The sequence below is a fragment of the Streptomyces sp. NPDC002896 genome (assembly GCF_040295225.1).
Taxonomy (GTDB): Bacteria; Actinomycetota; Actinomycetes; order Streptomycetales; family Streptomycetaceae; genus Streptomyces.
In genome coordinates this window covers 148,721-173,179 of record NZ_JBEOVA010000009.1, presented here as the reverse complement: position 1 = coordinate 173,179, position 24,459 = coordinate 148,721, and the positions used below count along the sequence as shown (strand labels likewise).

19 protein-coding genes and 1 pseudogene are annotated in these 24,459 nt (G+C 69.5%); 2 read left to right on the top strand and 18 right to left on the bottom strand.

Going from position 1 to position 24,459, the window contains the following annotated elements; translation table 11 throughout:
- The first annotated feature begins 126 nt into the window (after positions 1-126).
- A complete protein-coding gene (locus ABT009_RS18645) occupies positions 127-960 on the top strand; it encodes a transglutaminase family protein (protein WP_351295486.1) in 834 nt (277 codons plus the stop codon).
- Between the two features lie 42 nt (positions 961-1,002).
- Here ABT009_RS18645 and ABT009_RS18640 read toward each other — a convergent pair whose 3' ends face one another.
- The 4 genes and pseudogenes from ABT009_RS18640 to ABT009_RS18625 form a co-directional block, all read right to left on the bottom strand.
- Positions 1,003-3,261, bottom strand: coding sequence for a hypothetical protein (locus ABT009_RS18640; protein WP_351295483.1), 2,259 nt, complete (start codon positions 3,259-3,261; stop codon positions 1,003-1,005).
- A gap of 213 nt (positions 3,262-3,474) precedes the next feature.
- A pseudogene (locus ABT009_RS18635) lies at positions 3,475-3,861 on the bottom strand (DUF6113 family protein); the annotation flags it as partial.
- Between the two features lie 233 nt (positions 3,862-4,094).
- The gene (gene mshB, locus ABT009_RS18630) at positions 4,095-5,051 is read right to left on the bottom strand and encodes an N-acetyl-1-D-myo-inositol-2-amino-2-deoxy-alpha-D-glucopyranoside deacetylase (RefSeq protein ID WP_351295480.1); all 957 of its coding nucleotides are present in this window, start codon (positions 5,049-5,051) and stop codon (positions 4,095-4,097) included.
- A gap of 85 nt (positions 5,052-5,136) precedes the next feature.
- On the bottom strand, positions 5,137-5,331 hold the full coding sequence (locus tag ABT009_RS18625; RefSeq protein ID WP_351295477.1) for a hypothetical protein: 195 nt from the start codon (positions 5,329-5,331) through the stop codon (positions 5,137-5,139).
- 199 nt (positions 5,332-5,530) lie between these two features.
- Between ABT009_RS18625 and ABT009_RS18620 the strand changes: the two genes are divergently transcribed.
- Positions 5,531-7,660: a S9 family peptidase gene (locus tag ABT009_RS18620; RefSeq protein WP_351295474.1), complete on the top strand. Its 2,130-nt coding sequence runs from the start codon at positions 5,531-5,533 to the stop codon at positions 7,658-7,660.
- 262 nt (positions 7,661-7,922) lie between these two features.
- Here ABT009_RS18620 and ABT009_RS18615 read toward each other — a convergent pair whose 3' ends face one another.
- The 14 genes from ABT009_RS18615 to ABT009_RS18550 all read right to left on the bottom strand — a co-directional run bounded on the left by ABT009_RS18615 (position 7,923) and on the right by ABT009_RS18550 (position 24,455).
- Positions 7,923-9,005, bottom strand: a complete 1,083-nt coding sequence (locus ABT009_RS18615) for an ABC transporter ATP-binding protein (protein ID WP_351295471.1) — start codon at positions 9,003-9,005, stop codon at positions 7,923-7,925.
- The gene (locus ABT009_RS18610) at positions 8,998-9,972 is read right to left on the bottom strand and encodes an ABC transporter ATP-binding protein (RefSeq protein ID WP_351295468.1); all 975 of its coding nucleotides are present in this window, start codon (positions 9,970-9,972) and stop codon (positions 8,998-9,000) included. The genes ABT009_RS18615 and ABT009_RS18610 overlap by 8 nt, the downstream gene beginning before the upstream one ends.
- Positions 9,973-9,980: 8 nt before the next feature.
- Complete coding sequence (locus tag ABT009_RS18605) at positions 9,981-11,003, bottom strand: ABC transporter permease (RefSeq protein WP_502989908.1); 1,023 nt, start codon at positions 11,001-11,003, stop codon at positions 9,981-9,983.
- A complete protein-coding gene (locus tag ABT009_RS18600; protein WP_351295465.1) occupies positions 10,996-11,919 on the bottom strand; it encodes an ABC transporter permease in 924 nt (307 codons plus the stop codon). The genes ABT009_RS18605 and ABT009_RS18600 overlap by 8 nt, the downstream gene beginning before the upstream one ends.
- Positions 11,920-11,962: 43 nt before the next feature.
- Entirely contained in the window at positions 11,963-13,594 is a 1,632-nt protein-coding gene (locus ABT009_RS18595; RefSeq protein WP_351295462.1) for a peptide ABC transporter substrate-binding protein, read from the bottom strand.
- Between the two features lie 122 nt (positions 13,595-13,716).
- Complete coding sequence (locus tag ABT009_RS18590; RefSeq protein WP_351295459.1) at positions 13,717-14,847, bottom strand: ABC transporter ATP-binding protein; 1,131 nt, start codon at positions 14,845-14,847, stop codon at positions 13,717-13,719.
- A 26-nt stretch (positions 14,848-14,873) separates the two neighbouring features.
- Complete coding sequence (locus tag ABT009_RS18585) at positions 14,874-15,947, bottom strand: ABC transporter ATP-binding protein (protein WP_351295456.1); 1,074 nt, start codon at positions 15,945-15,947, stop codon at positions 14,874-14,876.
- Between the two features lie 33 nt (positions 15,948-15,980).
- Positions 15,981-16,973 carry an ABC transporter permease gene (locus ABT009_RS18580; RefSeq protein WP_351295453.1) on the bottom strand — a complete coding sequence of 331 codons (993 nt, stop codon included), beginning with the start codon at positions 16,971-16,973 and terminating at the stop codon, positions 15,981-15,983.
- Between the two features lie 134 nt (positions 16,974-17,107).
- The gene (locus ABT009_RS18575; RefSeq protein WP_351295450.1) at positions 17,108-18,775 is read right to left on the bottom strand and encodes an ABC transporter substrate-binding protein; all 1,668 of its coding nucleotides are present in this window, start codon (positions 18,773-18,775) and stop codon (positions 17,108-17,110) included.
- An 83-nt stretch (positions 18,776-18,858) separates the two neighbouring features.
- Positions 18,859-19,890 carry an ABC transporter permease gene (locus tag ABT009_RS18570; protein ID WP_351295447.1) on the bottom strand — a complete coding sequence of 344 codons (1,032 nt, stop codon included), beginning with the start codon at positions 19,888-19,890 and terminating at the stop codon, positions 18,859-18,861.
- A 636-nt stretch (positions 19,891-20,526) separates the two neighbouring features.
- Complete coding sequence (locus ABT009_RS18565) at positions 20,527-20,928, bottom strand: VOC family protein (RefSeq protein WP_351295445.1); 402 nt, start codon at positions 20,926-20,928, stop codon at positions 20,527-20,529.
- Positions 20,929-21,044: 116 nt separating this feature from the next.
- Positions 21,045-22,064: an aldo/keto reductase family protein gene (locus ABT009_RS18560; RefSeq protein ID WP_351295442.1), complete on the bottom strand. Its 1,020-nt coding sequence runs from the start codon at positions 22,062-22,064 to the stop codon at positions 21,045-21,047.
- A gap of 191 nt (positions 22,065-22,255) precedes the next feature.
- Positions 22,256-23,413 carry an ABC transporter ATP-binding protein gene (locus ABT009_RS18555; protein ID WP_351295440.1) on the bottom strand — a complete coding sequence of 386 codons (1,158 nt, stop codon included), beginning with the start codon at positions 23,411-23,413 and terminating at the stop codon, positions 22,256-22,258.
- Positions 23,406-24,455 carry an ABC transporter ATP-binding protein gene (locus ABT009_RS18550; protein WP_351295437.1) on the bottom strand — a complete coding sequence of 350 codons (1,050 nt, stop codon included), beginning with the start codon at positions 24,453-24,455 and terminating at the stop codon, positions 23,406-23,408. Before ABT009_RS18550 ends, ABT009_RS18555 begins: the two co-directional genes overlap by 8 nt.
- Between the last annotated feature and the right edge of the window lie 4 nt (positions 24,456-24,459).

Here is a 24,459-nt window from a genome sequence, read left to right as displayed (position 1 = left end):
GGGTGGGACGCACCGCGGACGGCGGTGCGCCCCGGCGGGGGCGGCGGCCCCCGCCCATCGGCAGTTCCCGGCCAAGCCGGGAACGGCCCCCGTATCGAACGCCCCCTGAGAGGGCACGAGGCACATATGCGCGCAGAGCACGTCAGTGAAGGACGGCGGCGGTTCGCCGAGGAGGCGCGGGCCGAGCGGCCGGACCTGTCGCTGCTGTGTCTGCTGGTGGCCGCGGAAGCGGACCCGACACTGGACGAGGCGGGCATGGACGCGGCGCAGATCGAGCTCGACCGGCTGGCCGGGCAGCTGCCCTTCCGGCCGGGCGGCCCGCGCTCCTGGGCCACCGCCCTCGCCGAGCTGCTGGGCCGCCGCTGCGACTTCCGCGGTACGCCCGGCGACTACCAGCGCCTGGAGTCCTCGCTCCTGCACGAGGTCCTGCGCCGCCGCCGCGGGCTGCCGATCCTGCTGTCGGTGGTCTGGATGGAGGTCGCCCGGCGGGCGGGCGCACCGGTGTACGGGGTGGCGCTGCCGGGCCATTTCGTCGTGGGGTTCGGGCCTCCCGACGAGCAGGTGCTGGCGGATCCGTTCGACGGCGGCCGCGTGCTGACGGGCCCCGACGCGGAGCTGCTGGTGGCGGGGGCCACCGGGTCGCCGCTCGACCCGTCGATGCTGATCCCGGCCGATCCGCTGGATGTGATCCTGCGCATCCTGAACAACATCCGCGCCTGGGCCGCCGCCCGCCCCGAGCGCTCGGACGTGGCCCTGTGGGCGGTAGAGCTGTCCCTGCTCCTGCCGTCGCACCCGGCCCGCCTGCGCCATGAACACGCCCAGCTCCTCGTCCGGCGGGGCGACTTCCTGACGGGCGCCGAGGAACTCGACGCGTACGCGGACGTGGTGGCCGCGGTCGACGAGTCGGCGGCCGACAGCATCCGCAGCCAGGCGCGGGCGGCCCGGGCGATGCTCAACTGACGTCGGCGCACCGGGCGAGGACCGCCGCGGCCCAGGGGCCCCTTATCGAGGGTTCGTCGGGATCGTCACGACCCGCTCCGCGGCCGTCTTCCCGCGCAGCGCCTGACCGAGCGCGGAGGCCACGTCCTGCGGACTGACCGGCTTCTTGCTGCCGTCGCCCTTGGTGATCGTGACACCGTCGAAGGCACTGCCGTACAGGCTCTCGAGCACCTTGAGGTCGTAGTGCTCGACCAGCTTGCCGTCGACAGCCCGCACGCTCAGGAACTTGTAGATCGAACGCTCCGGGCTGAAGCTCACCAAGTGCGCTGCGTCCGTTTGCACCGTCACCAATCCGGACATCGCGGGCTTCGCGAACGCCTTCATCATGCGGTCGACCTCGGCGTTGGTGACGGTCGGCCGACGCGTGGTGGTGGGGACCTGCACCGGGGCGGTCCGGCCGGTCTCCACCTGGGTGCGGTAGGCCTCCTCGATCGCCGTCGCCGCCTTGGCGGGGTCTATGCCCTTGCCGGCCTTGCCGTAGACGGCGACGGCCTTGCCGGACTGGAACTTGATCGTGCCCTCGGTCACGGAGCCGGACTCGCCGGCGACCAGCTCGAGCGCGGCCTGCAGCTTCTCCCCGTCGACGGGCATCACCGGGTCGACGACACGCTCGCCGCCGAACAGCGAGCCGATCACGGACACGGGGTTGTAGTCGCTGCCCGCGGCGGCGCTGACCGTGGACTGGCTGTCGAGCCGCAGACCCGCCTGATCCGGCTTGAGTGCGACCGTCTTGCCGTCGACCGACAGCTGGAGCGCCTTGGTGGTCCGGTCGTCCAGGGCGCTGTCGAGCTTCTGGACGGCCTCGTCGCGGGTGCCGCCGCCGATGTCGACGCCGAGCACGGTGGTGCCCTTCGGCACGTCGGAGTGGTTCATCAGCAGCCCGGCGCCGTAAGCGACACCGCCCGCAAAGACGACACCGACGGCCGCGAGCACCAGCTTGCTGCGCCCCTTCTTCTTGGGGGGCGTGGCGGCCTGCACGGTGGACCGGGAGGGCTCGGGCAGCCTCGGGGTGCTGTGCGGCACCGGCCCGTCGGTGTGCCCTCCGGGTGCGAACGGGGAGTTCGGCGACGGGGGCACGACGGGGATGCCGCTGGTGACGGTGTGCCCGGAGATGTTGTCCCCCGGGATCCCCGGCGCTCCCGCGCCGGGTCCGCCAGGTCCTGCCGGTCCGCCCGGACCCGGCACGGGTGCGGGCCGCTGGGGGGTGAGTATCGCGGTGTCGTCGCTCATGCGCGGGCTCGCCGACGGTGCCGGGTCCCCCGGCGGTACGAGCAGTGGGCCTTCGCCGGTCGCGGTGCCACCGGTCGGGCCCGCGGGGCCGCGGCCGTTGCCGCTCTCGGAGAAGTACGGGAGGCCGCTGCTCTGCGGGTCGGGCCCGAGCGATCCGTGCTCCCCCAGTGCCTTAAAGGCCTGGGAGGCACCCCCATCGGGGGCCGACGTGTCGTACGAGTCGAACGGGCTGGTGCCGCCGGTTCCGGCACCGGAGCCGGAGACGCGCGGCGAACCCGGCGCGCCGGGGCCACCGGGGCCGCCCGGCCCCGCAGGACCGGAAGCTCCGCGCGCCGGGGGCCTGGAGCCGAACGGTCCCGGACCACCCGGTCCCGCACCGAGTCCCGCGCCCGTACCGGAGGTGCCCGCGCCCGCGGCCCCGGGGCCGCGCCCGGGACCACCCGTGGCGCCCGCACCGGTCCCAAGTCCCGTGCCCACACCGGCCCCTGAGCCCTGCGGGCCCGAGCCGCCCGGCGTCGTAGGCGAGTTGGCCGAGCTGCCGCCCGCCGTGCCGCCGCCTGCCGGGGCGCCGCCGCGGCCCGCGGCCGGCTTGCGCGGCGCGAACCAGTCGCTGGTCTTCTCCTCCGCCGACGCGGAAGGCGCGGCGGCGGGGGACGAACCGGTGCCGGACGGTGCCGACGACCCGGACGCGGCGGCGCCCGGCCCGGACGCGCCCGCGTCGCTCCGCGGACCCCCCGCACCGTCGGTGCCCTCGGTCCGGCCCGCCGGCCCCTTCGCGGCCGACGCGTCCGCGTCGGAGACCGGTGTCCGCATGACGACGGGCGGAATGGGCCGCGAACCCGGGATGTTGATCCGGATCCGCGTGGTCAGCGTCGTCTCGGTCTTGCGCTCCTCCGGCCGCGCGGCGGCGTCGGCACCGTCCTCGGGAGCGGCGCCCTGGGCGGGAATCCCGTACGGCGGCGTGCCGGACGGATATGCGGCTCCGCCGCGCCCCTGGGGCCCGGAGGACGAAGTGTCAGTTTCACGACTCAAGGCAAGTTCTCCCGGTTGGCTCCGCCGCCCGTCCCGTTGTCGCTCTGGGTCCCCTGGCTCTGGGGGCGCCTCCCAGGCCACTGGGGAGGAGCCGAGAGCGTGGGGGAAGCTCGGCAGCGGCACAACCATACTGGCCGTCGTCGGCCGGTAACCCGCGACCGCGGAGGAAAACCGCGCGGCCCAGGGCCCGTCCTGGTACGGAGAAGCGGTACGTCAATTGGCAAGTCGGGCAGGCGGGCCGTCGGGTTGCCGGGTCCGCCCAAGGGTGGCACACATCACAGCGACGGCGATGCCGCCGAGCAGGAAGAGATAGGAGCCGGCTCCCGCGGCGAACATGAAGTCCCCTTCCGGGCGGCTCGTGGTGAGCAGGATGACGGCGACCAGCCACCCGGCGGCGGGGGCCACGGCCCCGGCTCGGGTGCCGGTCACGCGCGCCCCGCCGAGGAAGAGCCCTGCCGCACCGGCCAGCGCGAGCAGCAACCCGCCCGGAAACCAGCCGCCTTGTACGATCGCCCCGGCGACGCCGACCAGCACGCCGAGCACGAACAGCCCTACGTAGGCGGCCGCACGTCCCGGCCGTGGCGGCTCGGCGAGATAACTCCCGCCCGCACCACCCGAACCCGCCGAACGGGCCGCAGCCGGACGGACTGCCGCCGAACCCGGCTTGCCCGCACCGGACTTACCCGCCGAAGACCTGCCCGTCCCGGCCGCGCCCGCACCGGACTTACCCGCCGAGGACCTGCCCGTCCCAGAGGGTCTGCCCGTCCCGGGCTCACCCGCACCGGCCTTACCCACTCCCGGCCTGCCCTCTCCCGGCTTACCCGTCGCGCCCATCAGGCAGCACCTTCTTCCGTCACAACCACCCCGGCGAACAGGTCCGTCTCCGGCGACCCGTCGGAGGCGTCGACGCCCCGCTCGCCCCGCACCAGCTCGTAGTACTCCACCGCGGACAGCGGCTGCGCGAGCTGGTTCGACAGGGCGAACCACTCCTCGACGACCTCGATCTGTGTGGCGTGGGCGCGCATCGCAGCCGCCTTGGCGGCCACGAAGCCGCTGCCGTCGATCACCGTGGTGATCACGTCGTCGTCCACCACGCCCGGCACGTCGGCGACGGACGCAGCGGCCGGGAACGGCAGCTCGGGAAGCGCGTCCTTCAGGCGGGCGAAGCCCTCCTCGACCACGGAACGCGGGGCCCGGTTCCAGTAGATCTTGGCGATGGTGTGCGGCCGGCCGAGGTCCGGGCGGTGGGCGGGCTCGGCGGCGAGGTCCGCGGCGCGCATGGCGACGCGGTGGGCCTGGATGTGGTCGGGGTGGCCGTACCCGCCGGCAGGGTCGTAGGTGATGAGGACCTGCGGGCGGACCTCGCGGATGACCTGGGCCAGCGCGGCCGCCGCCTCGTCGATGTCGGCCTGCCAGAAGCAGTGGTGCCGCTCGTTCTGCGGGGCGCCCAGCATTCCGGAGTCGCGGTACCGCCCGGCGCCGCCCAGGAAGCGGTGGTCGGTGACGCCCAGCTCGGCCATCGCGGCGGTGAGCTCCCCGACCCGGTGGTCGCCGAGGCGATCGTCGCGGTCGGGCGCCAGATGTGCCAGCTCCGGCGGGATGACCTCGCCCTCCTCGCCGAGGGTGCAGGTCACGAGCGTGACATGGGCGCCGTCGGCCGCGTACTTGGCCATGGTCGCGCCATTGTTGATCGACTCGTCGTCGGGGTGAGCGTGCACGAGGAGCAGGCGCCGTGGGGGTCCCCCCTGCTCGAGCGAAGCCGAGAGCTTGGGGGAGGGCAGGTCCGTCATGCGCCCAAGCCTACGAGGGCGGTCCGACAGAGCGATCGAGGGCGCCGCAGGCGCCCCCGAGCAGGACAAACCCGTGGCGGGCGGCTCAGAACTTGATGGAGCCGATCATCCCGGCGACGTTCGTGGTGAGCTCGCTGATCGTGGGAGCTATGGAGGAGCTCGCCAGGTAGAAGCCCAGAAGCATGCACACGACCGCGTGCCCCGCCTTCAGGCCTGACTTCTTGATCAGCAGGAAGACGACGATCACCAGCAGCACCACCGCCGAAATCGAGAGTGCCACGGCGGTCCACCTCCCCAGACTCGTCCCGCGTCTTGATCACCGCGGCCGTCGATTACGGTCAGCACGATCACCGGCACGGAGAAACCTGGTGGCCCCCGTCCGGTCTTAGGGATCATAACTATGCATCCCAGGTCATGGATCGGAGCACGGCAGCACGAGGGGGCGCATGGATCAGGCCCTGTCGGCCTAGGCTCGGGGGATGACCACCGAGCCTGTCTCATTTCCGCGTCAGCACGCCCGTACCCAGCGCTTCTCGCTCGGTTCGCCCCGCGCCTTCACGGTGGCGCCCGACGGGTCCCATGTCGCGTTTCTGCGCTCACGTTCCGGCACCGATCGGGCGAACCTTCTCTGGGTCCTGGATCTCGCGGACGGCGGGGAGCGGGTCGCCGCCGACCCTGCGGTGCTGCTGGGCGGCGCGACGGAGCGCCTGTCGGCCGAGGAGCGGGCGCGCCGCGAGCGCAGCCGTGAAGGCGGGGCGGGCATCGTGGGCTATGCGACGGACACGGCCGTGGAGTTGGCGGCGTTCGCCCTCTCGGGCCGGCTGTTCGCGGCAGAGCTGCGCGCCGGCACGGCCCGCGAACTGCCCGTTCCCGGACCGGTGATCGACCCTCGCCCCTCCCCGGACGGACGGCACATCGCGTACGTCGTCCGGGGCGCCCTGCGCGTGGTGGGCGCCGAGGGCGACGGCGACCGGGCGCTCGCTCAGGCCGAGTCCGAGACGGTGACGTACGGCCTCGCGGAGTTCATCGCGGCCGAGGAGATGGCGCGTTCGCGCGGTTTCTGGTGGTCGCCGGACTCGGACCGGCTGCTGGTCGCCCGGGTCGACGACGCCCCCGTACGGCGCTGGTGGATCGCGGACCCGGCGCAGCCGGACCGGGAGCCGGCGCGCGTGGCGTATCCGGCGGCCGGCACGAACAACGCGGAAGTGCGCCTCTTCGTCATCGGCCTGGACGGCTCGCGCACCGAGGTCGCGTGGGACCGCGCCCGCTACCCGTATCTGGCGCGGGTGCACTGGTCGGAGTCCGGGGCTCCGCTGCTGCTCGTACAGGCGCGCGACCAGCTCAGCCAGGTGTACCTCGCGGTGGACCCGGACGACGGGTCGACGCGCATGGTCCACGCGGACGGCGCCGCAGGGGACACGGGCTGGCTGGAGCTGTTCGCCGGGGTGCCGTGCTGGTCGCCGAGCGGGCAGCTGGTGCGGATCGCCGACGAGGGCGGGGCGCGGGTGCTGGCGGTGGGCGAGCGCCCGCTGACGGGGCCGCAGCTGCATGTCCGCGCGGTGCTCGACGTGACGGGCGACGATGCGCTGGTCTCGGCTTCGGCTGGGGACGCGGCGGCCGATCCGGAGATCGGCGAGGTGCACGTGTACCGCGTCAACGAGCTGGGGGTGGAGCGCGTCTCGCAGGAGCCCGGCGTCCACTCAGCTGTGCGCTCGGGCGGGGTGACGGTTCTCGTCTCGGCGAACCTCGGCGCTCCCGGCTCGCGTGTCCAGGTGCTGCGTGAGGGCAAGCCGGTGGCGACCGTCGCGTCGTACGCGGAGCGCCCGGTTCTCGCCCCGCGCGTGACGCTCACGCAAGGGGGCACGCGCCGGATCCCGTGCGCCGTCCTGCTTCCGGCCGGTTATGAGGAGGGCAACGGGCCGCTGCCCGTGCTGCTCGACCCGTACGGCGGTCCGCACGGCCAGCGCGTCGTGGCCGCGCACAACGCGCACCTGACCTCGCAGTGGTTCGCCGACCAGGGCTTCGCGGTGGTGGTCGCGGACGGGCGTGGGACGCCCGGCCGCTCCCCCGCATGGGAGAAGGCGATCCGGGGCGACTTCACGATCACGCTGGACGATCAGGTCGACGCGCTCCTGGGGCTGGCCGAGTCGTATCCGCTGGACCTGGCGAAGGTGGCGATCCGCGGCTGGTCGTACGGCGGCTATCTGGCGGCGCTCGCGGTGCTGCGCCGCCCTGACGTCTTCCATGCGGGCATCGCGGGCGCTCCGGTCACGGACTGGCGGCTGTACGACACCCACTACACGGAGCGCTATCTCGGCGACCCGGGCCGCACCCCGGAAACGTATGCGACGAGTTCGCTGGTGACCGACGACGGACTGTCCGATCCCGCCGGGACGCACCGCCCACTGATGATCATCCACGGTCTGGCCGATGACAACGTCGTGGCGGCCCACACCCTGCGCCTGTCATCGGCCCTGCTCGCCTCGGGCCGTCCGCACGAGGTGCTGCCGCTGTCCGGAGTGACGCACATGACCCCGCAGGAGCAAGTGGCGGAGAATCTGCTGCTGCTCCAGGTGGACTTCCTCAAGCGCCATCTGGGGCTGAGCTAACCGCGAAGAAGTCTGTGCCACCGGCCTCAACCATTAATTGAGGAACCCAGACGAAGCACCAACCAGGTCCGCGAGAGCGGCGCCGGTTTAGGCGCAAAGGGGGGACATGCAACCGGCCGGGGCGACATGGCGCGCCCCGGCCGGTCTACGGCACCCGCACGGCCGTACGCTGTTCAGCCTGACGCGTCCGTATATCGGAGCTGCGTCAGGCAAGTTGCCTACGTGTTAACGAAATTGATGGGCATTTATCGTGTTATGTCGCTTACTGCGCAGGCACGACGCGTTTCTCCTCTGCGAAGTGGCAGGCCGAGTCATGGGCTGCAGGCCCCGACGCCGACCGGAACTCCTCGGGCACCGCGAGCAGCGGCACCTCGATCTCGCACCGCTTCTGCGCCTTCCAGCAGCGAGTGCGGAAACGGCAGCCGGACGGGATGTTGGCCGGTGACGGCACGTCCCCGGTGAGGACGATCCGTTCGCGGTGCTCACGCGCCTCCGGGTCCGGCACGGGGACGGCGGACAGCAGCGCCTGCGTGTAGGGATGTGTGGGGTGTTCGTAGATCTCCTCGTCCGTGCCGATCTCGACGATCCGGCCCAGGTACATCACCCCGACCCGGTCCGAGATGTGCCGCACGATGGACAGGTCGTGGGCGATGAAGACGTAGGACAGGTCGAACTCGTCCTGCAGCCGCTCCATCAGGTTGATGACCTGCGCCTGCACGGACACGTCGAGGGCCGAGACCGGCTCGTCGGCGACGATGATCTCGGGGCGCAGGGCGAGTCCGCGGGCGATGCCGATGCGCTGCCGCTGGCCGCCGGAGAACTGGTGCGGATAGCGGTTGATGTACTCGGGGTTGAGGCCCACCACGTCGAGGAGCTCCTGAACGCGCTGCCGGCGCGAGCCCTTCGGCGCTGCCTCGGGGTGGATCTCGAAGGGCTCGCCGATGATGTCGCCGACGGTCATCCGCGGGTTGAGGGACGTGTAGGGGTCCTGGAAGACCATCTGGATGTTGCGGCGTACGGCTCTGAGGGCGCGGCCGGACAGCGCGCCGATGTCCTCTCCCCGGTATGTGATCCGCCCGGCCGTCGGCCTCTCAAGCTGGACGAGGAGCTTCGCAAGCGTCGACTTGCCGCACCCGGACTCGCCGACGATGCCGAGGGTCTCGCCGTGCCCGAGGTCGAAGTCGACGCCGTCGACGGCCTTGACGGAGCCGATCTGCTTCTTCAGGACGATGCCCTGGGTGAGCGGGAAGTGTTTGACGAGGCCGCGCACCTGGAGGACGGGCTCGCCGACGGCGGGCGGGGCGACATGCCCAGCCGCTCCGAAAGACTCGGCAGACTCAGCCATGGAGCGTCTCCCTCCAGTAGAAGCACGCGCTCCGGCGTTCCCCCGACACCTCGAAGAGGTCGGGAACGTCGGTGCGGCACACGTCCTGGGCCAGCGGGCAGCGCGGGTGGAAGGCGCAGCCGGGCGGGATGTGCATCAGGTTCGGCGGCAGTCCCTTGATCGCGTAGAGCTCCTGGCCCTTGCGGTCGAGCCGGGGGATCGACTCCAGCAGGCCCTTCGTATAGGGGTGGGCCGGTGCCTTGTAGATGTCGTGGACGGGTGCCGACTCCACGATGCGGCCCGCGTACATGACAGCGATCCGGTCGGCGACGTCCGCGACCACGCCCAGGTCGTGGGTGATCAGGACGAGGCCCATGTGGTACTCGCGCTGCAGGTCGGCCAGCAGGTCCATGACCTGGGCCTGGACCGTGACGTCGAGGGCGGTCGTCGGCTCGTCGGCGATGATCAGGGCGGGTTCCAGGGCCATCGCCATGGCGATCATGATGCGCTGGCGCATGCCGCCGGAGAACTGGTGCGGGTACTGCCCCACGCGCTCCTTCGCGGCCGGGATCCGCACCCGCTCCATGAGCTCGACGGCTTTCGCCCGCGCGTCCTTCCGCGACATGCCCTGGTGGACGCGGAACATCTCGCCGAGCTGGTCGCCGACGCTCAGCACGGGGTTCAGCGAGGACAGCGCGTCCTGGAAGATCATCGCCATTCCGGCGCCGCGGACCTTCCGCCGCTCGTCCTCCTTGAGCTTCAGCAGGTCCCGGCCCTGGAAGAGGACCTCGCCGCCGGTGATCCGGGCGGGCGGGGTGTCGAGGATGCCCATGACGGCCTGTGCGGTGACCGACTTGCCGGAGCCGGACTCGCCGAGGACGGCCAGCGTCTCGCCCTCGTCCACGTGGAGATCGACCCCGTTGACGGCCTTGGCGATTCCGTCCCGGGTCCTGAACTCCACGTGCAGATCGCGCACTTCGAGCAGCACGACGCGACTCACCTCAGCTTCGGGTCGAGGGCGTCGCGCACGGCGTCGCCGAGCATGATGAACGCGAGCACCGTGATCGCCAGCGCGCCGGCCGGCCAGAGCAGCATGTGCGGGGCGTTGCGGATGTACGGGGACGCCGCCGAGATGTCGATGCCCCAGCTCACGCTCGGCGGCTTCAGCCCGACCCCGAGGTACGAGAGGGTCGCCTCGAGCGCGATGAACGTACCGAGCGCGATGGTCGCCACGACGATGACCGGTGCGACCGCGTTGGGCGTGATGTGCCGCAGCAGGATCCGCGTGCTGGAGGCGCCGAGGGCCCGCGCGGCCTGGACGTAGTCGTGCTGCTTGGCGGTGATGACCGCCCCGCGGGCGATACGGGAGATCTGCGGCCAGCCGAGCAGCACCATGAACCCGACGACGGGCCACACGGTGGAGCTGGTCACCACGGACAGCAGCACCAGGCCGCCGAGGACGACCGGGATGGCGAAGAAGACGTCCGTGACGCGGGAGAGGATCGCGTCCCACCCTCCCCCGAAGAATCCAGCAAGGCCGCCGAGGACCGAGCCGAGCAGGGCGACGCCGAGGGTGGCGCAGACGCCGACGGTGACCGAGGTGCGGGCGCCGTACACGGTGCGCGTGTAGACGTCGCAGCCCTGGCCGTCGAATCCGAAGGGGTGCCCTGGCTGGGAGCCTTGCTGGGCCTTGGCGAGATCGCAGCTGAGCGGGTTGCCCGATGCGATCAGCGACGGCCAGATCGCGATGAGGACCAGGAAGACGATGACCAGGCCGGAGACGACGAAGACGGGGTTGCGGCGCAGGTCGTGCCACGCGTCGGACCACAGGGAGCGGGGCCTGCCGGACGGGCCCCTCTCCCCCGGTCCGCCGGGTGCGCCCGGTGGCCTCTCGAGCGTCGTCGCCTCGCTCGCCGCGAGGTCCATCGCGCCGCCCGCGCCGGTCGCGGCGATACGGCCGTCGTCAGGGGAGCGGCCCCCGGATCCCCGCAGAGCCTCCGGCCGCTCGGTCTCAGGCATAGCGGATCCTCGGGTCGAGTACGGCGTAGAGGAGGTCGACGAGCAGGTTGGCCACCAGGAAGACCAACACGAGGACGGTCACGAAGCCGACGACGGTCTGGGTGTTCTGCCGCAGAATGCCCTGGTAGAGCTGGTAGCCGACGCCGTGGATGTTGAAGATGCGCTCCGTGACGATCGCGCCGCCCATCAGCGCGCCGATGTCCGTGCCGATGAAGGTGACCACCGGGATCAGCGAGTTGCGCAGCAGATGCCGGACGATCACCCGCTGCCGCGGCAGGCCCTTGGCGATGGCGGTGCGGACGTAGTCGGCGCGGCGGTTCTCGGCGATCGAGGTGCGGGTGAGCCGGGTGACGTACGCCAGTGAGACCGACGCGAGGACCAGGCCGGGGACGAGCAGTTCGTTGAACGGGGCGTCGGGGGAAACGGACGGCTTGATGACGCCCCATTCGACGCCGAGCAGGAGCTGCAGCAGCAGACCGGTGACGAAGGTCGGGACCGAGATGACGACCAGCGTCACGAGCAGCACGCCGGTGTCGACGGGACGTCCGCGGCGCAGGCCGGTGAGCACACCGAGCGTGATGCCGATGACGATCTCGAAGACGATGGCGACGATCGTGAGCCGGATCGTCACGGGGAAGGCCGAGCCCATCAGCTCGGTCACCGGCTGGCCGTTGAAGGCGGTCCCGAAGTCGCCGGTGAACACATTCCCCATGTACGTCAGATATTGCTGCCACACGGGCTTGTCGAGGCCGAACTCCTTCTTGAGCTGGGCGGCCGTCGCCGGGTCGCACTGCCGGTCCCCGCACAGTCCCGCGATGGGATCGCCCATCACGTTCACCATCAGGAAGATCAGCAGGGTGGCGCCGAGAAAGACCGGGATCATCTGCAGCAGACGCCGGATCACATAGCGTCCCATGGCGGGCTCCGTGGGTGGCTCCGTTGGGTGGCTCCGTGGGTGGTCAGCCGACCTTGATTTCTTCGTACACCGGAACGCTGAACTGGTTCAGCGCCACATTGGAGAGCCGCTCCGAATAGCCGGCGCTGCCGTTCTGGTACCAGAGGGGAATCGCGGCCATGTTGTCCCGGACCACCTCCTCGGCTTGCTGGAAGATGCCGACGGCCTTGGGCGCCTCGGTCTCGGCGTTGGCCTTGTCCACGAGGTCGTCGAATTCCTTGTTCGACCATTTTCCGTCGTTGGACGAGGCGCCGGTGTAGTAGAGCGGCTGAAGGAAGTTCTGGATCAGCGGATAGTCCATCTGCCAGCCGGCCCGGAAGGGACCCGTCAACTTGGACTGGGTGATCTGGTTCCGGAAGTCGGCGAAGGTGCCTACCGGGTTTCCGACGCAGGCCCGGTTGTTGCCGAGCGCGTTGTTGATGGAGTTGCAGACCGCGTCCACCCACTCCTTGTGCGAGCCGGCGTCCGCGTTGTACGAGATCTTGACCTGTCCGCCGGGGAGGCCGCCGCCCTCCTGGACCAGCTTCTTCGCCTCGTCCGGGTGGTACTCGCAGGCCTCGCCGCACAGGCCCGCCTTGAAGCCGCCCTCCTCGCCGAGGACCGGCGAGGTCCAGTCGGTGGCGGGGGTGCGGGTCTTCTGGAAGATCGTGTCGGTGATCTGGTTCCGGTCGATGGCCATGGACAGGCCCGTGCGGACCTTTTCCATGCCGGGCTTGGACCACGCCTCGTCGTAGAACGGGAAGGCGATGGTCTGGATGATTCCGGCCGGGGTGTTGATGTACCGGCCACCGAGGTCGGCCTGGACGTTTCTGAGCTGTGCCGCCGGGATATCGTCGACGAGGTCGAGATTTCCCGCCATGAGGTCGGTGTAGGCGGTGTTGTTGTCGGTGTAGACCTTGAGGTCCACTCCGCCGTTCTGCGCCTTGTCGTCTCCCGGATAGCCGTCCCATCTGCGCAGGGACATCTGCGAGCCCCTGGTGTACGAGTCGACGGTGTACGGGCCGTTGCCGATCGGTTTCTTCAGCCAGGCGTCGTGGTCGTCGAAGAACGCCCGGGGAAGTGGGGCGAAGGCCACATAGCCCAGAGTGTCGGGGAACGTCGAGAACCGCTGGTTGAGCCGGACGGTGAAGGTCCGGTCGTCGACGACTTTCAGCCCGGAGAGCGTGTCGGCGGTCTGGCTGCCGGATGTCGGGTGGACCTTGTCGTATCCGTCGATGTAGCCGAAGAAATAGGCGTTCCGCTGGTTGTTCTTCAGGCTTGCGCCGTAGTTCCAGGCGTCCACGAAGGACTTCGCGGTGACCTTCTCGCCGTTACTGAAGGTCCAGCCATCCTTGATGGTGATCGTGAAGTTCTGCGAGTCGGAGGTCTCGATCTTCTCGGCGAGCATGTTCTCGGCCTCGCCGGTCTTGGCGTCGTACCGCTTCAGGCCGCGGAAGATCATGTCGAGGACCTTGCCGCCCTGCACCTCGTTCGTGTTCGCCGGTTCGAGCGGGTTCTGCGGGTCGCCCCACGAGGAGCTGAGGATTCCGGAGCCGTCGCTGCCGCCGGTGCCGCCGCCCCCGCCCCCGCAGGCCGTCGCCGCGAGTGCGACGGCCACCGCGCTCGCGGCCCACCGGGCGTGCGTGGCTCCACGCATGGAGTTCCTCCTCTGAGTGCGCTGTGCTCCAGCGCCGGGGGCGCTGTCCCGCTATCGGACGATATAGACCAATAACGCACACACCACACATTGACCCCGCCCGTCTGGGTGCGGCGTCGCCGTCAGGAGGTCCTCTCGGCACGTGTCTCCTCGAGCGCGGCGAGCGCCGGGTCGAGGACGATGTCCTCGTCACGTGCCTCGACCGTCGGCTCCTCGGGGAAGTGGCAGGCAGTCAGATGACCCTCGGGGTTGCCTTCGACACGGACCAGCGGCGGCTCTTCGGCCGCGCACTTGTCCTGGGCCTTCCAGCAGCGCGTGCGGAAGCGGCAGCCGGAAGGCGGGAGGATCGGGGAGGGCACGTCCCCGGCGAGACGGATGCGCTCGCGCCGCTGCGTGCCGTCCGGATCGGCCTCGGGGACGGCGGACAGCAGGGCGTGCGTGTAGGGGTGCCGCGGCCGTGCGTAGAGCGTCTCCCGGTCGGCGACCTCCACGATCTTCCCGAGGTACATCACCGCGACGCGCTCGGAGAAGTGGCGGACGACGGCGAGGTCGTGGGCGATGAAGAGGAAGGCGATGTCGAACTCCCGCTGCAGGTCCTGCAGCAGGTTGACGATCTGAGCCTGGATGGACACGTCCAGCGCCGACACCGGTTCGTCGGCCACGATGAGCTTCGGCCGCAGGGCGAGCGCGCGGGCGATGCCGATGCGCTGGCGTTGGCCGCCGGAGAACTCGTTCGGGTAGCGGTTGTAGTGCTCGGGATTGAGGCCCACCGTCTCCAGCAGTTCCTGAGCGCGCCTCTTGTGGCCCCCCGGCGGGTCGATGCCGTTGAGCTTCATCGGCGTCTCGATGATGGTGCCGACCGTGTGCCGGGGATTCAGCGAGGAGTACGGATCCTGGAAGATCATCTGGAGATGCCGGCGCGCCTGCCGCATCTTCGATGCAGGCGTGTGGGCGATGTCCTCGCCGTCGAACATGATGGTGCCGGCGGTGGGTTCCAGCAGCCGGGTGACCAGGCGGCCCGTCGTCGACTTCCCGCAGCCGGACTCGCCGACCAGGCCCAGCGACTCTCCGGCCCTGACCGAGAAGTCGATTCCGTCGACAGCGCGCACGGCCCCGATCTGCCGCTGGAACACGATGCCGTGCCGGATGGGGAAGTGCTTCTGCAGACCGCTGACCTCGAGCAGGTTCTCGCCGGCCGGTGGCTTCGCGGCAGAAGCGGCCTGCTGCTCGGGGATGGGCTTGGTGGTGCTCACGCCATGCTCCTGTTCGTCCGCCGCCGTCACTTCTCGGCCCCGGCGGTTCCGCCACGGATCTGTTGCTTGGTCTCCGCCGTGAGGTGGCACGCGGCGATGTGCTTGGCGGTGCCGGAGACCGCCAGCAACTCGGGCCGTTCCACCGTGCAACGCCCCTGAAGCTCCCAGCCCTTGTAGGGGCAGCGCGGGTGGAAGGCGCAACCGCTCGGGAGGTTGATCAGACTCGGCGGGGAGCCGGGGATCGGGTTCAGCCGGCGGCCGACGTCGCCGGCGATGTGCGGCATCGACTGGAGCAGCCCCCAGGTGTAGGGGTGCTCGGGCTGCTTCAGTACGTCGCGTGCGGTGCCGTACTCGATCCGGCGGCCGCCGTACATCACCAGGATGTCGTCGGCGACATCGGCCACCACGCCCAGGTCGTGCGTGATGATGATGACCGCGGAGCCGAACGCCTCCTGGAGGTCGCGGATCAGGTCCAGGATCTGCGCCTGGACGGTGACGTCCAGTGCGGTCGTGGGCTCGTCGGCGATGAGCAGTGCGGGGTCGCAGACCAGGGACATGGCGATCATGACGCGCTGCCGCATTCCGCCGGAGAACTGGTGCGGGTAGTCCCTGACCCGGCGCTCGGGCTGCGGGATGCCGACCCGCTTCAGCATCTCCACCGCCCGGTCCTTGGCCTCTTTCTTGGAGACCTTGTGGTGCACCTGGAAGGCCTCGGCAATCTGGGCGCCCACGGTGAAGAACGGGTGCAGCGCGGACAGCGGGTCCTGGAAGATCATGGAGACCGTGTCGCCGCGTAGCTCGCGCATCTCGTTCTCGGGCAGGGCGACGAGTTCCCTGCCCTCCAGCCAGATCTCGCCGGAGACCTCGGCGCGCGTGCCCTTGTGCAGCCCGAGCAGGGCCAGCGAGGTCACCGACTTGCCCGAGCCGGACTCGCCGACGATGCCGAGGGTCTTGCCCTTCTCCAGGGTGAAGGACACTCCGTCGACGGACTTGACGATGCCGTCCTCGGTCGGGAAGTGCACGCGCAGGTCTCGCACGTCGAGGAAGGAGGAGGACTCGGACGTGACGTCCGCGGGCTGTGGCGAGGTCTGCAGGGACACTGGTGTTTCCTTGGGGGGCTGCGGGGTCGGGTGTCAGGCGAGGCGTACGCGCGGGTCGATGAGTCCGTACACCAGGTCGACCGCCACGTTGGCGAGGACGACGAACGTGGCGGCGAAGAGAGTGGTGCCGAGGATGACCGGCAGGTCGGAGTTCTGCACCGAGTCCACCGCCAGCTTGCCGATGCCGTTGATGCCGAACACCGACTCGGTGATGACCGCTGAGCCGCCGATCAGCGAGCCGACGTCCATGCCGAAGATGGTGATGATCGGAGTGATCGCGGCCCGCAGCCCGTGCTTGAGGACGACCTTGCCGGCCGGCAGGCCCTTGGCCCTGGCGGTGCGTACGTAGTCCTCGCTGAAGACCTCCAGCATTGAGGAGCGCGTGAGCCGGGTGTAGAGGGCGAGGTAGAGGATGACCAGGGTCGCCCAGGGCAGGATGAGTCCCTGGAACCAGCCTGCCGGGTCCTGGGTGATCGGGGTGTAGCCGGCGGTGGGCAGGATCTGCCACTTGTCGACGAACACGTACAGCAGCAGCAGACCGACGAAGTAGATCTGCGTGGAGACGCCCAACAGCGCCAGTCCGACCGCCGCCTTGTCGGCGGCCTTGCCCCTGCGGACGGCGGCCAGCACGCCGAGGCCCACACCGAGGATCAGGAAGACCACCGCGGCGCCGAGGCCGAGCGACAGGTCTGCCGGGAAGTCGTCCAGCAGGGTGGTGAGGACAGGCGTGTCGGTCTGGAAGGAGACCCCGAGGCAGGGCGCGCCGCAGTGGATGCGCATGCTCTGGTCGCCGTAGTCGCGGCCCACGAAGAGCCCCTTGAAGAACTCCCAGAACTGCGTCGTGATGCCCTGGTCGAGGCCCAGCGAGTGCTTGATTTCGGCGAGACGGGAGGGGGAGCAGGTCTTTCCGCAGGCCAGGAGTGCGGGGTCGGACGGCAGCGCGAAGAAGATGAAGAACGTGATCACGCTGATCACCAGCAGGATCACGGCCGCTGCCAGCAGGCGTCGGATGAGATAACGAAGCATGTCGTGCTGGGACCTGGCGGGTGCCCGGTCCGCCTCCCTCTAGCTGTGGGCCGATGGGCTGGTGCCTGCGCCCGGTGGGGATGGACGTGGGTGGGTGCCCCGTCGGCGGCGGACCGCCGACGGGGCGACCGGGGTTACTGCTTCACGTAGACGTGCAGGAGGCTCGGCTCGGCCAGGATGGTGTCCGCGATGACACCGCCCACCTTGGAGCCGCTCACTGCGCTGAAGTTCATGTACATGAGCGGAACTACGGAGGTGTCCTTCATGATCTGCTCGTCGAGCTTGCCGTAAGCGGCGTTGCGCCGGTTGATATCGGCCATCGTCGCGATCTTGGTGATCTGCGTGTTGACCTTGGGGTCGTTCAGGTACGACAGGTCCTGGTTCGCCTGCGGGTTCTTCGCGATCAGCCGGCCGTCGAACAGGGTGGGGAGCACGGTCGAGGCGTTCGGCCAGTCCGCGATCCAGTCGCCCCAGGTCAGGTCGTACTGGTTCTTGGTGTTGCTCACGGTGTTGAAGTAGTTCGCCAGCTGGATCGGCACGAGGTTCACCTTGATGCCGATCTTGGCGAGGGAGGTCTTCACCGCGTCACCGAAATGCGCCTGGGTGGGCGTGTTCTCGAGCGCCATCGACATGGTGAGCTTCGGGTTGCCGGCCTGCTTCATCAGCGCCTTGGCCTTGGTGACGTCACCGGCCGGGTTGGTGCTGTACAGGTCGAACTTCTTGTAACCGCCGACGCCGGGGCTCAGCATCGTGCTCGCGTAGTCGCCGTACGCCGAGCCGCCGAAGGCGCCGCGGACGGTGGTCTTGTCGATCGCGGACTCGATCGCCTCGCGGACCTTGATGTCCTTGACCCGGCGGGTGTTGATCGCCAGGTAGTTGATGCCCGGAGCCGAGTTGTTGTAGTAACGCGACTTGAGCGCCGCGTCGTTGGCGAACGAGTTGAGGTCGGAACCGGCGAGCGGATACTGCTCGAGCGCGGTCTGGGCGACCCCGGCGTCCGACTTGATCTGCTGGTCGATGGCCGCCTGGTCCTGGCCGAACTTGAAGTCGAACTCGTCGACGTTCTGCTGGCGGATCGGGTCGGACGACTTCTGCCAGTACTTGTTCTTGACGGCGATGAGTTCCTTGTTCTTGGTGTACGACTTGATCATGTACGCGCCGTCGGACCAGACGTGCGTGTCGTACGTCGAGCCCGTGTCGTGGGCCTTGGGCACCGCCGACCACCCGGACATGGCCGTCGTCTCGTTGAAGTCGGCGACCGGCTGGTTCAGGTGGAAGACGACGGTGTACTTGTCCGGCGTCTGGATGGAGTCCAGCTGCTTACCGCTGTACGGGCCCTTGTAGTCGGCGCCACCGACGAGCCACTGCGCCGCGTACGGCGGGCCTCCGTTGATGTCGCCGGAGAAGGCGCGCTCCACACCGTATTTGACGTCCTGGGCGGTGACTTCGGTACCGTCCTGCCACTTGATGCCGTGGCGCAGCTGGAAGGTCCACACCGTGTCGCCCTTGCTGGGTGTTCCCGTGGTGGAGGCCAGGTCACCGACCAGCTTCGGCGTGGAGCCCGACTCGTCCCATCCGGTGAGGGCACGGACGAACAGCTCGTCCGTGCTCTGCCCCTCGGTCGTGTAGGTGCGCTGCGGGTCGAGGTGGTCGAAGTCCGACTCGTCGAGGACCGACAGCGTGCCCCCCTTGGCCGGGGCGCTGCTGCTGGTGTTGCTGGAGGAACCACCGCACGCGGTGGCCGCCAGGGCTATCGCCACGGCTGATGCCGTAAGAGCGACCGTGCGCGTTCTGCGCATCATCTGGAAACACTCCGTTCTTTACATGGGCTCGGCCACGGCCGTCGTTTGTGGGATTGCCGGTGCCGACACTCGGGAGCAGCGCTTCAGCTGCGGTGGGCACGGGGATCGAGGGCGTCCCGTACGCCGTCCCCGAGGAGATTGAGAGCAAGGACGAGGATGAGCAGCAGGACACCGGGGATGAACAGGTACATCGGGTCCTGGAGGAAGAACTCCGAAGCGTCCGACAGCAGGGCTCCCCAGTCCGGAGCGGGCGGGACGACGCCGACGCCCAGGTAGGACAGGGCAGCCTCGGTGGAGATGTTCTGCGGGACGGCGAGCGCGAACGAGATCAGGATCGGTGCCCACAGGTTCGGCAGCAGCTGACGGAAGAGGATGTGACGCCGGCCGGCGCTCATGATCCGCGCGGCGTCGACGAATTCCCGCTCGCGCAGGGACAGCACCTGACCGCGTACCAGGCGGGCGGTGTAGGCCCAGGCGAAGATCGCGATGTTGAGGACCAGGACCAGCAGCCGGAGGTTCTCGTCGGTACCGCCGTGGCTGTTGGTCTGCAGCGCGTTCTGGATCACCGGGGTGAGCGCGATGATGAACAGGAGCTGCGGGAACGCCAGCATCACGTCCATGATCCGCGACAGCACGGAGTCGACCCAGCCGCCGAAGTAGCCGGCCGCCAGCCCGGCCACGACTCCGACCACGGTGGACACCACAGCCGACGCGAAGCCGACGAAGAGCGAGGTGCGCAGGCCGTAGACCACTCGGGCGAAGAGGTCGAACCCCGTCCCCGGCTCGACCCCGAGCAGGTGATTGAGGCTGATCCCGCCCAGCGATCCGTACGGCTGGTTGCCCGTGTCCGGGTTGATCGCCTTGTTGTCCGGGGTGATCGGCCCCCAGCTGGTCAGCCAGGTGAGCACCGGGGCCAGCAGGGCGATCACGATGAACAGGACGGTGATGACCAGTGCGGTCATGGTGGCCTTGTCCTGCCGGATGCGCTTCCAGGCCATCCGGGACGGTGAGCGCCCGGCGATGGCGGTGCCGCCGGGCCGGGAGTCCTGCGTCGGTTCGTCGGCCAGAAGCGCGGTGCCGCTGCCGGTCTCGACCGGCTGGTGTTGCATGGTCATCGTACGGACATCCCGGATATGAGCTCAGACTGTCGCGGGGAGCACCCGCCCAGCACACATGCGACCGTTGCTCTTCTCTCGCCGGCGGGGCGCGAGCAGACCGGGACCGGGCGCGCGGCCGCCGTCGTGGTCGGAATCGTCATTCGGAATTGCCCCTGGGCGAAAGAGAAAATGAGTGGCGGCCGTTGCCGACACCATGAGACTCTGCGGACTTTCGCAACCGTGAGCGCAACCGGTCAACCCGGATAGGAGTTCAGAGGTTGGTTTTTTCTGCTTGTTGACGAGAACTGGCGAGAGTGGGATAGATGAGTGACTCTGACTTGAACTGATTACTACCATTCCCTGGAAATCGCCGAGCGTGACGCAGGCCTCCACCTCGGAGCGGACTCGCGCGCAGCTCCGACCTCGTCGGGCGAACCGCAGCACCCGACAACGCAGATCGATTCCCAAAGCTTGGGGAATAGTTGATTCATCTATTGGGCGATCGTGAATAGGATTTGGGGCCCCCGGGGAAACCGAAGGCCCATGCCGCCCCCTTGCGGGGTGGGCACGGGCCTCCGGCAGCGGGTCCGGCCGAAATCGGAAGGCGGCGTTTTACGCGCGAATTCCGCGGTCTTTACTCTCCGCCCCGCACCCTCACTCGCGCACCAGGCAGAACGGGTGGCCCGCCGGATCCGCGTACACGCGCCAACTGCGGGTGCCGCCCCCGTCGTCGAGACTCACGGCCCCCAGCTCGAGGGCCCGGGCCTCGGCCACATCGAGGTCGTCGACCCCGACGTCCAGGTGGAACTGCTGCGGGGCGGACGGGTCCGGCCACCGCGGCGGCCGGTAGTCGTCGGCACGCTGGAAAGCCAGCACCAGGCCGGTGGCGGTGTGCAGGGTGGACCACTCGTCGTCCAGCGACCACCGCGGGTCGGGCCGGTCGACCTCACCGCCGAGGAGCCCGCGGTAGAAGCGGGAGAGAGCGCGGGGGTCGGGGCAGTCGAGTACGACGCACTGCAGGGAGGCGCGTGCCCTCGGCTCATCCTCGTCCGTCATGCCCGCCCCTCTACCCGCTCCGCAGCCCCTGCGCTGCCACCAGTTCGACTTCGAATCCGTCCGCGTCCTCGAGATACGCAGCGTAGTGCCCAGAACCGCCGGCGTAGGGACCTCCCTCAGCCCTGCCATTCACCGCGGACCGCCATCATTCGCGCCGTTTTGGACGGGTCGTGGTCGACCAGCCCCTCGAGCACGCCGTCAACGCGCTGCACCACCTCGTCGTCGAGTGCGCGCCCGGCCGCTGCTGCGTTCTCGACGACCTGCTCGGGCCGAGAGGCACCGATCAGCGCGGTGGAGACACCGGGCCGGCTCAGGACCCAGGCGATCGCCAGCTGGGCCATGGTCAGCCCGGCCTCGTCCGCGATCGGGCGGAGCCGCTGCACCCGGGCCAGCAGCTCGTCGCCGAGCACCCGGCCGATGAAGCGCGGGGCGCGCCCCCCGGCGACGGCTCGGGAGTGTGCAGGCGGGGCCTCTCCCGGAACGTACTTGCCGGTCAACACCCCCTGCGCCAACGGCTGGAAGGCGAGCTGGCCAATGCCCTCCTTGCGGCACAGCGGCAGCACCTCGGGTTCGATGACCCGCCAGAGCATGTTGTACTGCGGCTGGTTGGAGACGATGCGGCTGCGCAGTCCCAACTCATCGGCAAGCGCGAGCGCGGACTCGATCTGGGCAGCGGTCCACTCCGAGACTCCGAGGTACATCACCTTGCCCTGACGTACCAGATCGTCGAAGGCGACCAGCGTCTCCTCCAGCGGTACCCGGTCGTCGAACCGGTGGGCCTGGTAGAGGTCGACGTAGTCGGTGCCGAGCCTGCGCAGCGAGGCGTGGCAGGACTCCATGATGTGTTTGCGGGACAGCCCCCGGTCGTTGGGTCCGTCCCCGGTCGGCAGGCAGACCTTGGTGGCGATCTCCACCGAGGACCGCCTGACGTCGGACAGCGCCTCGCCCAGCAGTTCCTCTGCGGCACCCTGGGCGTATACGTCCGCCGTGTCGAACGTCGTGATGCCCGCGTCAAGGGCGGCTCCGACGCAGGCCACGGCCGCCTCGCGGGCGACGGTCTCACCGTGGGTGAGCCAGTTGCCGTACGTGATCTCACTGATCATGAGGCCGCTTCGGCCGAGCGCTCGATGCTCCATGGCAGCGACACTAACCAGCGCCGGCCACGACCGTTCGCAGTTCGATCATTTGTGTCCGCCGGCAGGCGCGCACAGTGCTGCGCCACAACCAACCGTCTCATCCATGTGTATGGATTACGACGACGAGGGCGCCCGGAACCATCAAGGGATTCCGGGCGCCCTCGTGCGTGTACGAAGTGCTGTGCCGCGAACTATGCCGCGTGCACCACGTCCTTCTCCTCAGCGAAGTGGCACGCCGACTCGTGCGCGGCCGGGGTGTCTTGCCCGGCGAACCGCTCAGGCACCGCGAGCAGCGGCACCTCGGTGGCGCACTTATCCTGCGCCTTCCAGCAGCGGGTGCGGAAGCGGCAGCCGGACGGCGGGTTGGCGGGCGAGGGCACGTCCCCGGTGAGGATGATGCGCTCGCGGCCCTCGCGGGCCTCCGGGTCGGGCACCGGGACCGCCGACAGCAGCGCCTGCGTGTAGGGGTGCGTCGGGTGGTCGTAGATCTGCTGGTCGGTGCCGATCTCGGCCATCTTGCCGAGGTACATCACGCCGACCCGGTCCGAGATGTGCCGGACGATCGACAGGTCGTGCGCGATGAAGATGTAGGACAGATTGAACTCGTCCTGCAGCTTCTCCATCAGGTTGATGACCTGTGCCTGGACGGAGACGTCCAGGGCGGAGACCGGCTCGTCGCAGATGATGATCTCGGGGTTGAGCGCGAGGCCGCGGGCGATGCCGATGCGCTGGCGCTGACCGCCGGAGAACTGGTGCGGATAGCGGTTGATGTACTCGGGGTTGAGGCCGACGACGTCCAGGAGCTCCTGGACCTTCCGCCGCCGGTCACCCTTCGGCGCCACCTCGGGGTGGATGTCGAAGGGCTCACCGATGATGTCGCCCACCGTCATACGGGGGTTGAGCGAGGTGTACGGGTCCTGGAACACCATCTGGATGTTCCGGCGAACCGCCTTCAGCGCGCGCCCGGACAGCTTGGTGATGTCCTGGCCCTTGTAGAAGACCTCGCCCGCCGTGGCGCGCTCGAGGTTCATCAGGAGCTTGGCCACGGTGGACTTGCCGCAGCCGGACTCGCCGACGATGCCGAGCGTCTCGCCCTGGTAGAGGTCGAAGGAGACCCCGTCCACGGCCTTGACCGCACCGACCTGGCGCTTGAAGAGGATGCCCTGGGTCAGCGGGAAGTGCTTGACCAGGTTGCGCACCTGCAGGATCGGCTCGCCGCGCTCGACGGGCGCTTCGATGGCCGCGACCATCTCGGCCTCGGAGTGGGCGTCGACGACCTCCACGTCGCTGACGTTCGGAGTCGCGTCCACGGCGTCCTGCGGCTCGTCCGACTTCCTGAGCTCAGCCATGGATCGTCTCCTTCCAGAAGTGGCACGCGCTGCCGCGGCCGACCAGCTCGCTGCCGTCCCGCTCGGTCACGGGGTGCAGTGCCGGGATCTCGGTACGGCAGATGTCCTGCGCCTTCGGGCAGCGCGGGTTGAAGGCACAACCGGTCGGGACGCGCAGCAGGTTGGGCGGCAGGCCCTTGATCGCGTACAGCTCCTGGCCCTTCTGGTCCAGGCGCGGGATCGAGTCCAGCAGGCCCCGGGTGTACGGGTGCGCCGGGCGCTTGTAGAGCTCGTGGACCGGGGCGCGCTCGACGATCCGGCCCGCGTACATCACCGCGATCTTGTCGGCAACGTCCGCGACCACACCTAGGTCGTGGGTGATCAGGATCAGGCCCATGTTGTACTCGCGCTGCAGCTCCGCGAGCAGGTCCATGACCTGGGCCTGGACCGTCACGTCGAGAGCCGTGGTCGGCTCGTCGGCGATGATCAGCTCCGGCTCCAGGGCGAGCGCCATCGCGATCATGATGCGCTGGCGCATACCGCCCGAGAACTGGTGCGGGTAGTCGCTGACCCGGGCCGCGGCGGCCGGGATCTTGACCTTGTCCATCAGCTCGATGGCCTTGACCTTGGCCTCCTTCTTGGAGAGGCCCTGGTGGACGCGGAACATCTCGCCGAGCTGGTAGCCGACGCTGAGCACCGGGTTGAGCGAGCTCAGCGCGTCCTGGAAGATCATGGCGATGCGGCGGCCGCGGATCTTGCGGCGCTCCTCGGCGGACATCTTCAGCATGTCCTGGCCACGGAAGAGGATCTCCCCCTGAGGGATCTTCGCCGGCGGCATGTCGAGGATGCCCATGATGGCCTGCGCGGTGACGGACTTACCGGAGCCCGACTCGCCGAGCACGGCGAGCGTCTCGCCCGCCTGCACGCTGTAGTTGACGCCGTTGACGGCCTTGGCGACGCCCTCGCGGGTGTGGAACTCGACGTGCAGGTCACGCACTTCGAGCAGCGGGCCGCCGTCGCCGTCGCGAGGCGAGGGCACGGCTACTTCTTCGATGATGGTCACGTAC

What these genes read in the sequence shown, in the direction of transcription:
- ABT009_RS18645 (WP_351295486.1), top strand. Translation starts at nt 127, where the DNA reads ATGCGCGCAGAGCACGTCAGTGAAGGACGGCGGCGGTTCGCCGAGGAG.
- mshB (WP_351295480.1), bottom strand. Translation starts at nt 5,051, where the DNA reads ATGACGGACCTGCCCTCCCCCAAGCTCTCGGCTTCGCTCGAGCAGGGG.
- ABT009_RS18620 (WP_351295474.1), top strand. Translation starts at nt 5,531, where the DNA reads ATGACCACCGAGCCTGTCTCATTTCCGCGTCAGCACGCCCGTACCCAG.
- ABT009_RS18615 (WP_351295471.1), bottom strand. Translation starts at nt 9,005, where the DNA reads ATGGCTGAGTCTGCCGAGTCTTTCGGAGCGGCTGGGCATGTCGCCCCG.
- ABT009_RS18605 (WP_502989908.1), bottom strand. Translation starts at nt 11,003, where the DNA reads ATGCCTGAGACCGAGCGGCCGGAGGCTCTGCGGGGATCCGGGGGCCGC.
- ABT009_RS18600 (WP_351295465.1), bottom strand. Translation starts at nt 11,919, where the DNA reads ATGGGACGCTATGTGATCCGGCGTCTGCTGCAGATGATCCCGGTCTTT.
- ABT009_RS18595 (WP_351295462.1), bottom strand. Translation starts at nt 13,594, where the DNA reads ATGCGTGGAGCCACGCACGCCCGGTGGGCCGCGAGCGCGGTGGCCGTC.
- ABT009_RS18580 (WP_351295453.1), bottom strand. Translation starts at nt 16,973, where the DNA reads ATGCTTCGTTATCTCATCCGACGCCTGCTGGCAGCGGCCGTGATCCTG.
- ABT009_RS18575 (WP_351295450.1), bottom strand. Translation starts at nt 18,775, where the DNA reads ATGATGCGCAGAACGCGCACGGTCGCTCTTACGGCATCAGCCGTGGCG.
- ABT009_RS18570 (WP_351295447.1), bottom strand. Translation starts at nt 19,890, where the DNA reads ATGACCATGCAACACCAGCCGGTCGAGACCGGCAGCGGCACCGCGCTT.
- ABT009_RS18565 (WP_351295445.1), bottom strand. Translation starts at nt 20,928, where the DNA reads ATGACGGACGAGGATGAGCCGAGGGCACGCGCCTCCCTGCAGTGCGTC.
- ABT009_RS18560 (WP_351295442.1), bottom strand. Translation starts at nt 22,064, where the DNA reads ATGGAGCATCGAGCGCTCGGCCGAAGCGGCCTCATGATCAGTGAGATC.
- ABT009_RS18555 (WP_351295440.1), bottom strand. Translation starts at nt 23,413, where the DNA reads ATGGCTGAGCTCAGGAAGTCGGACGAGCCGCAGGACGCCGTGGACGCG.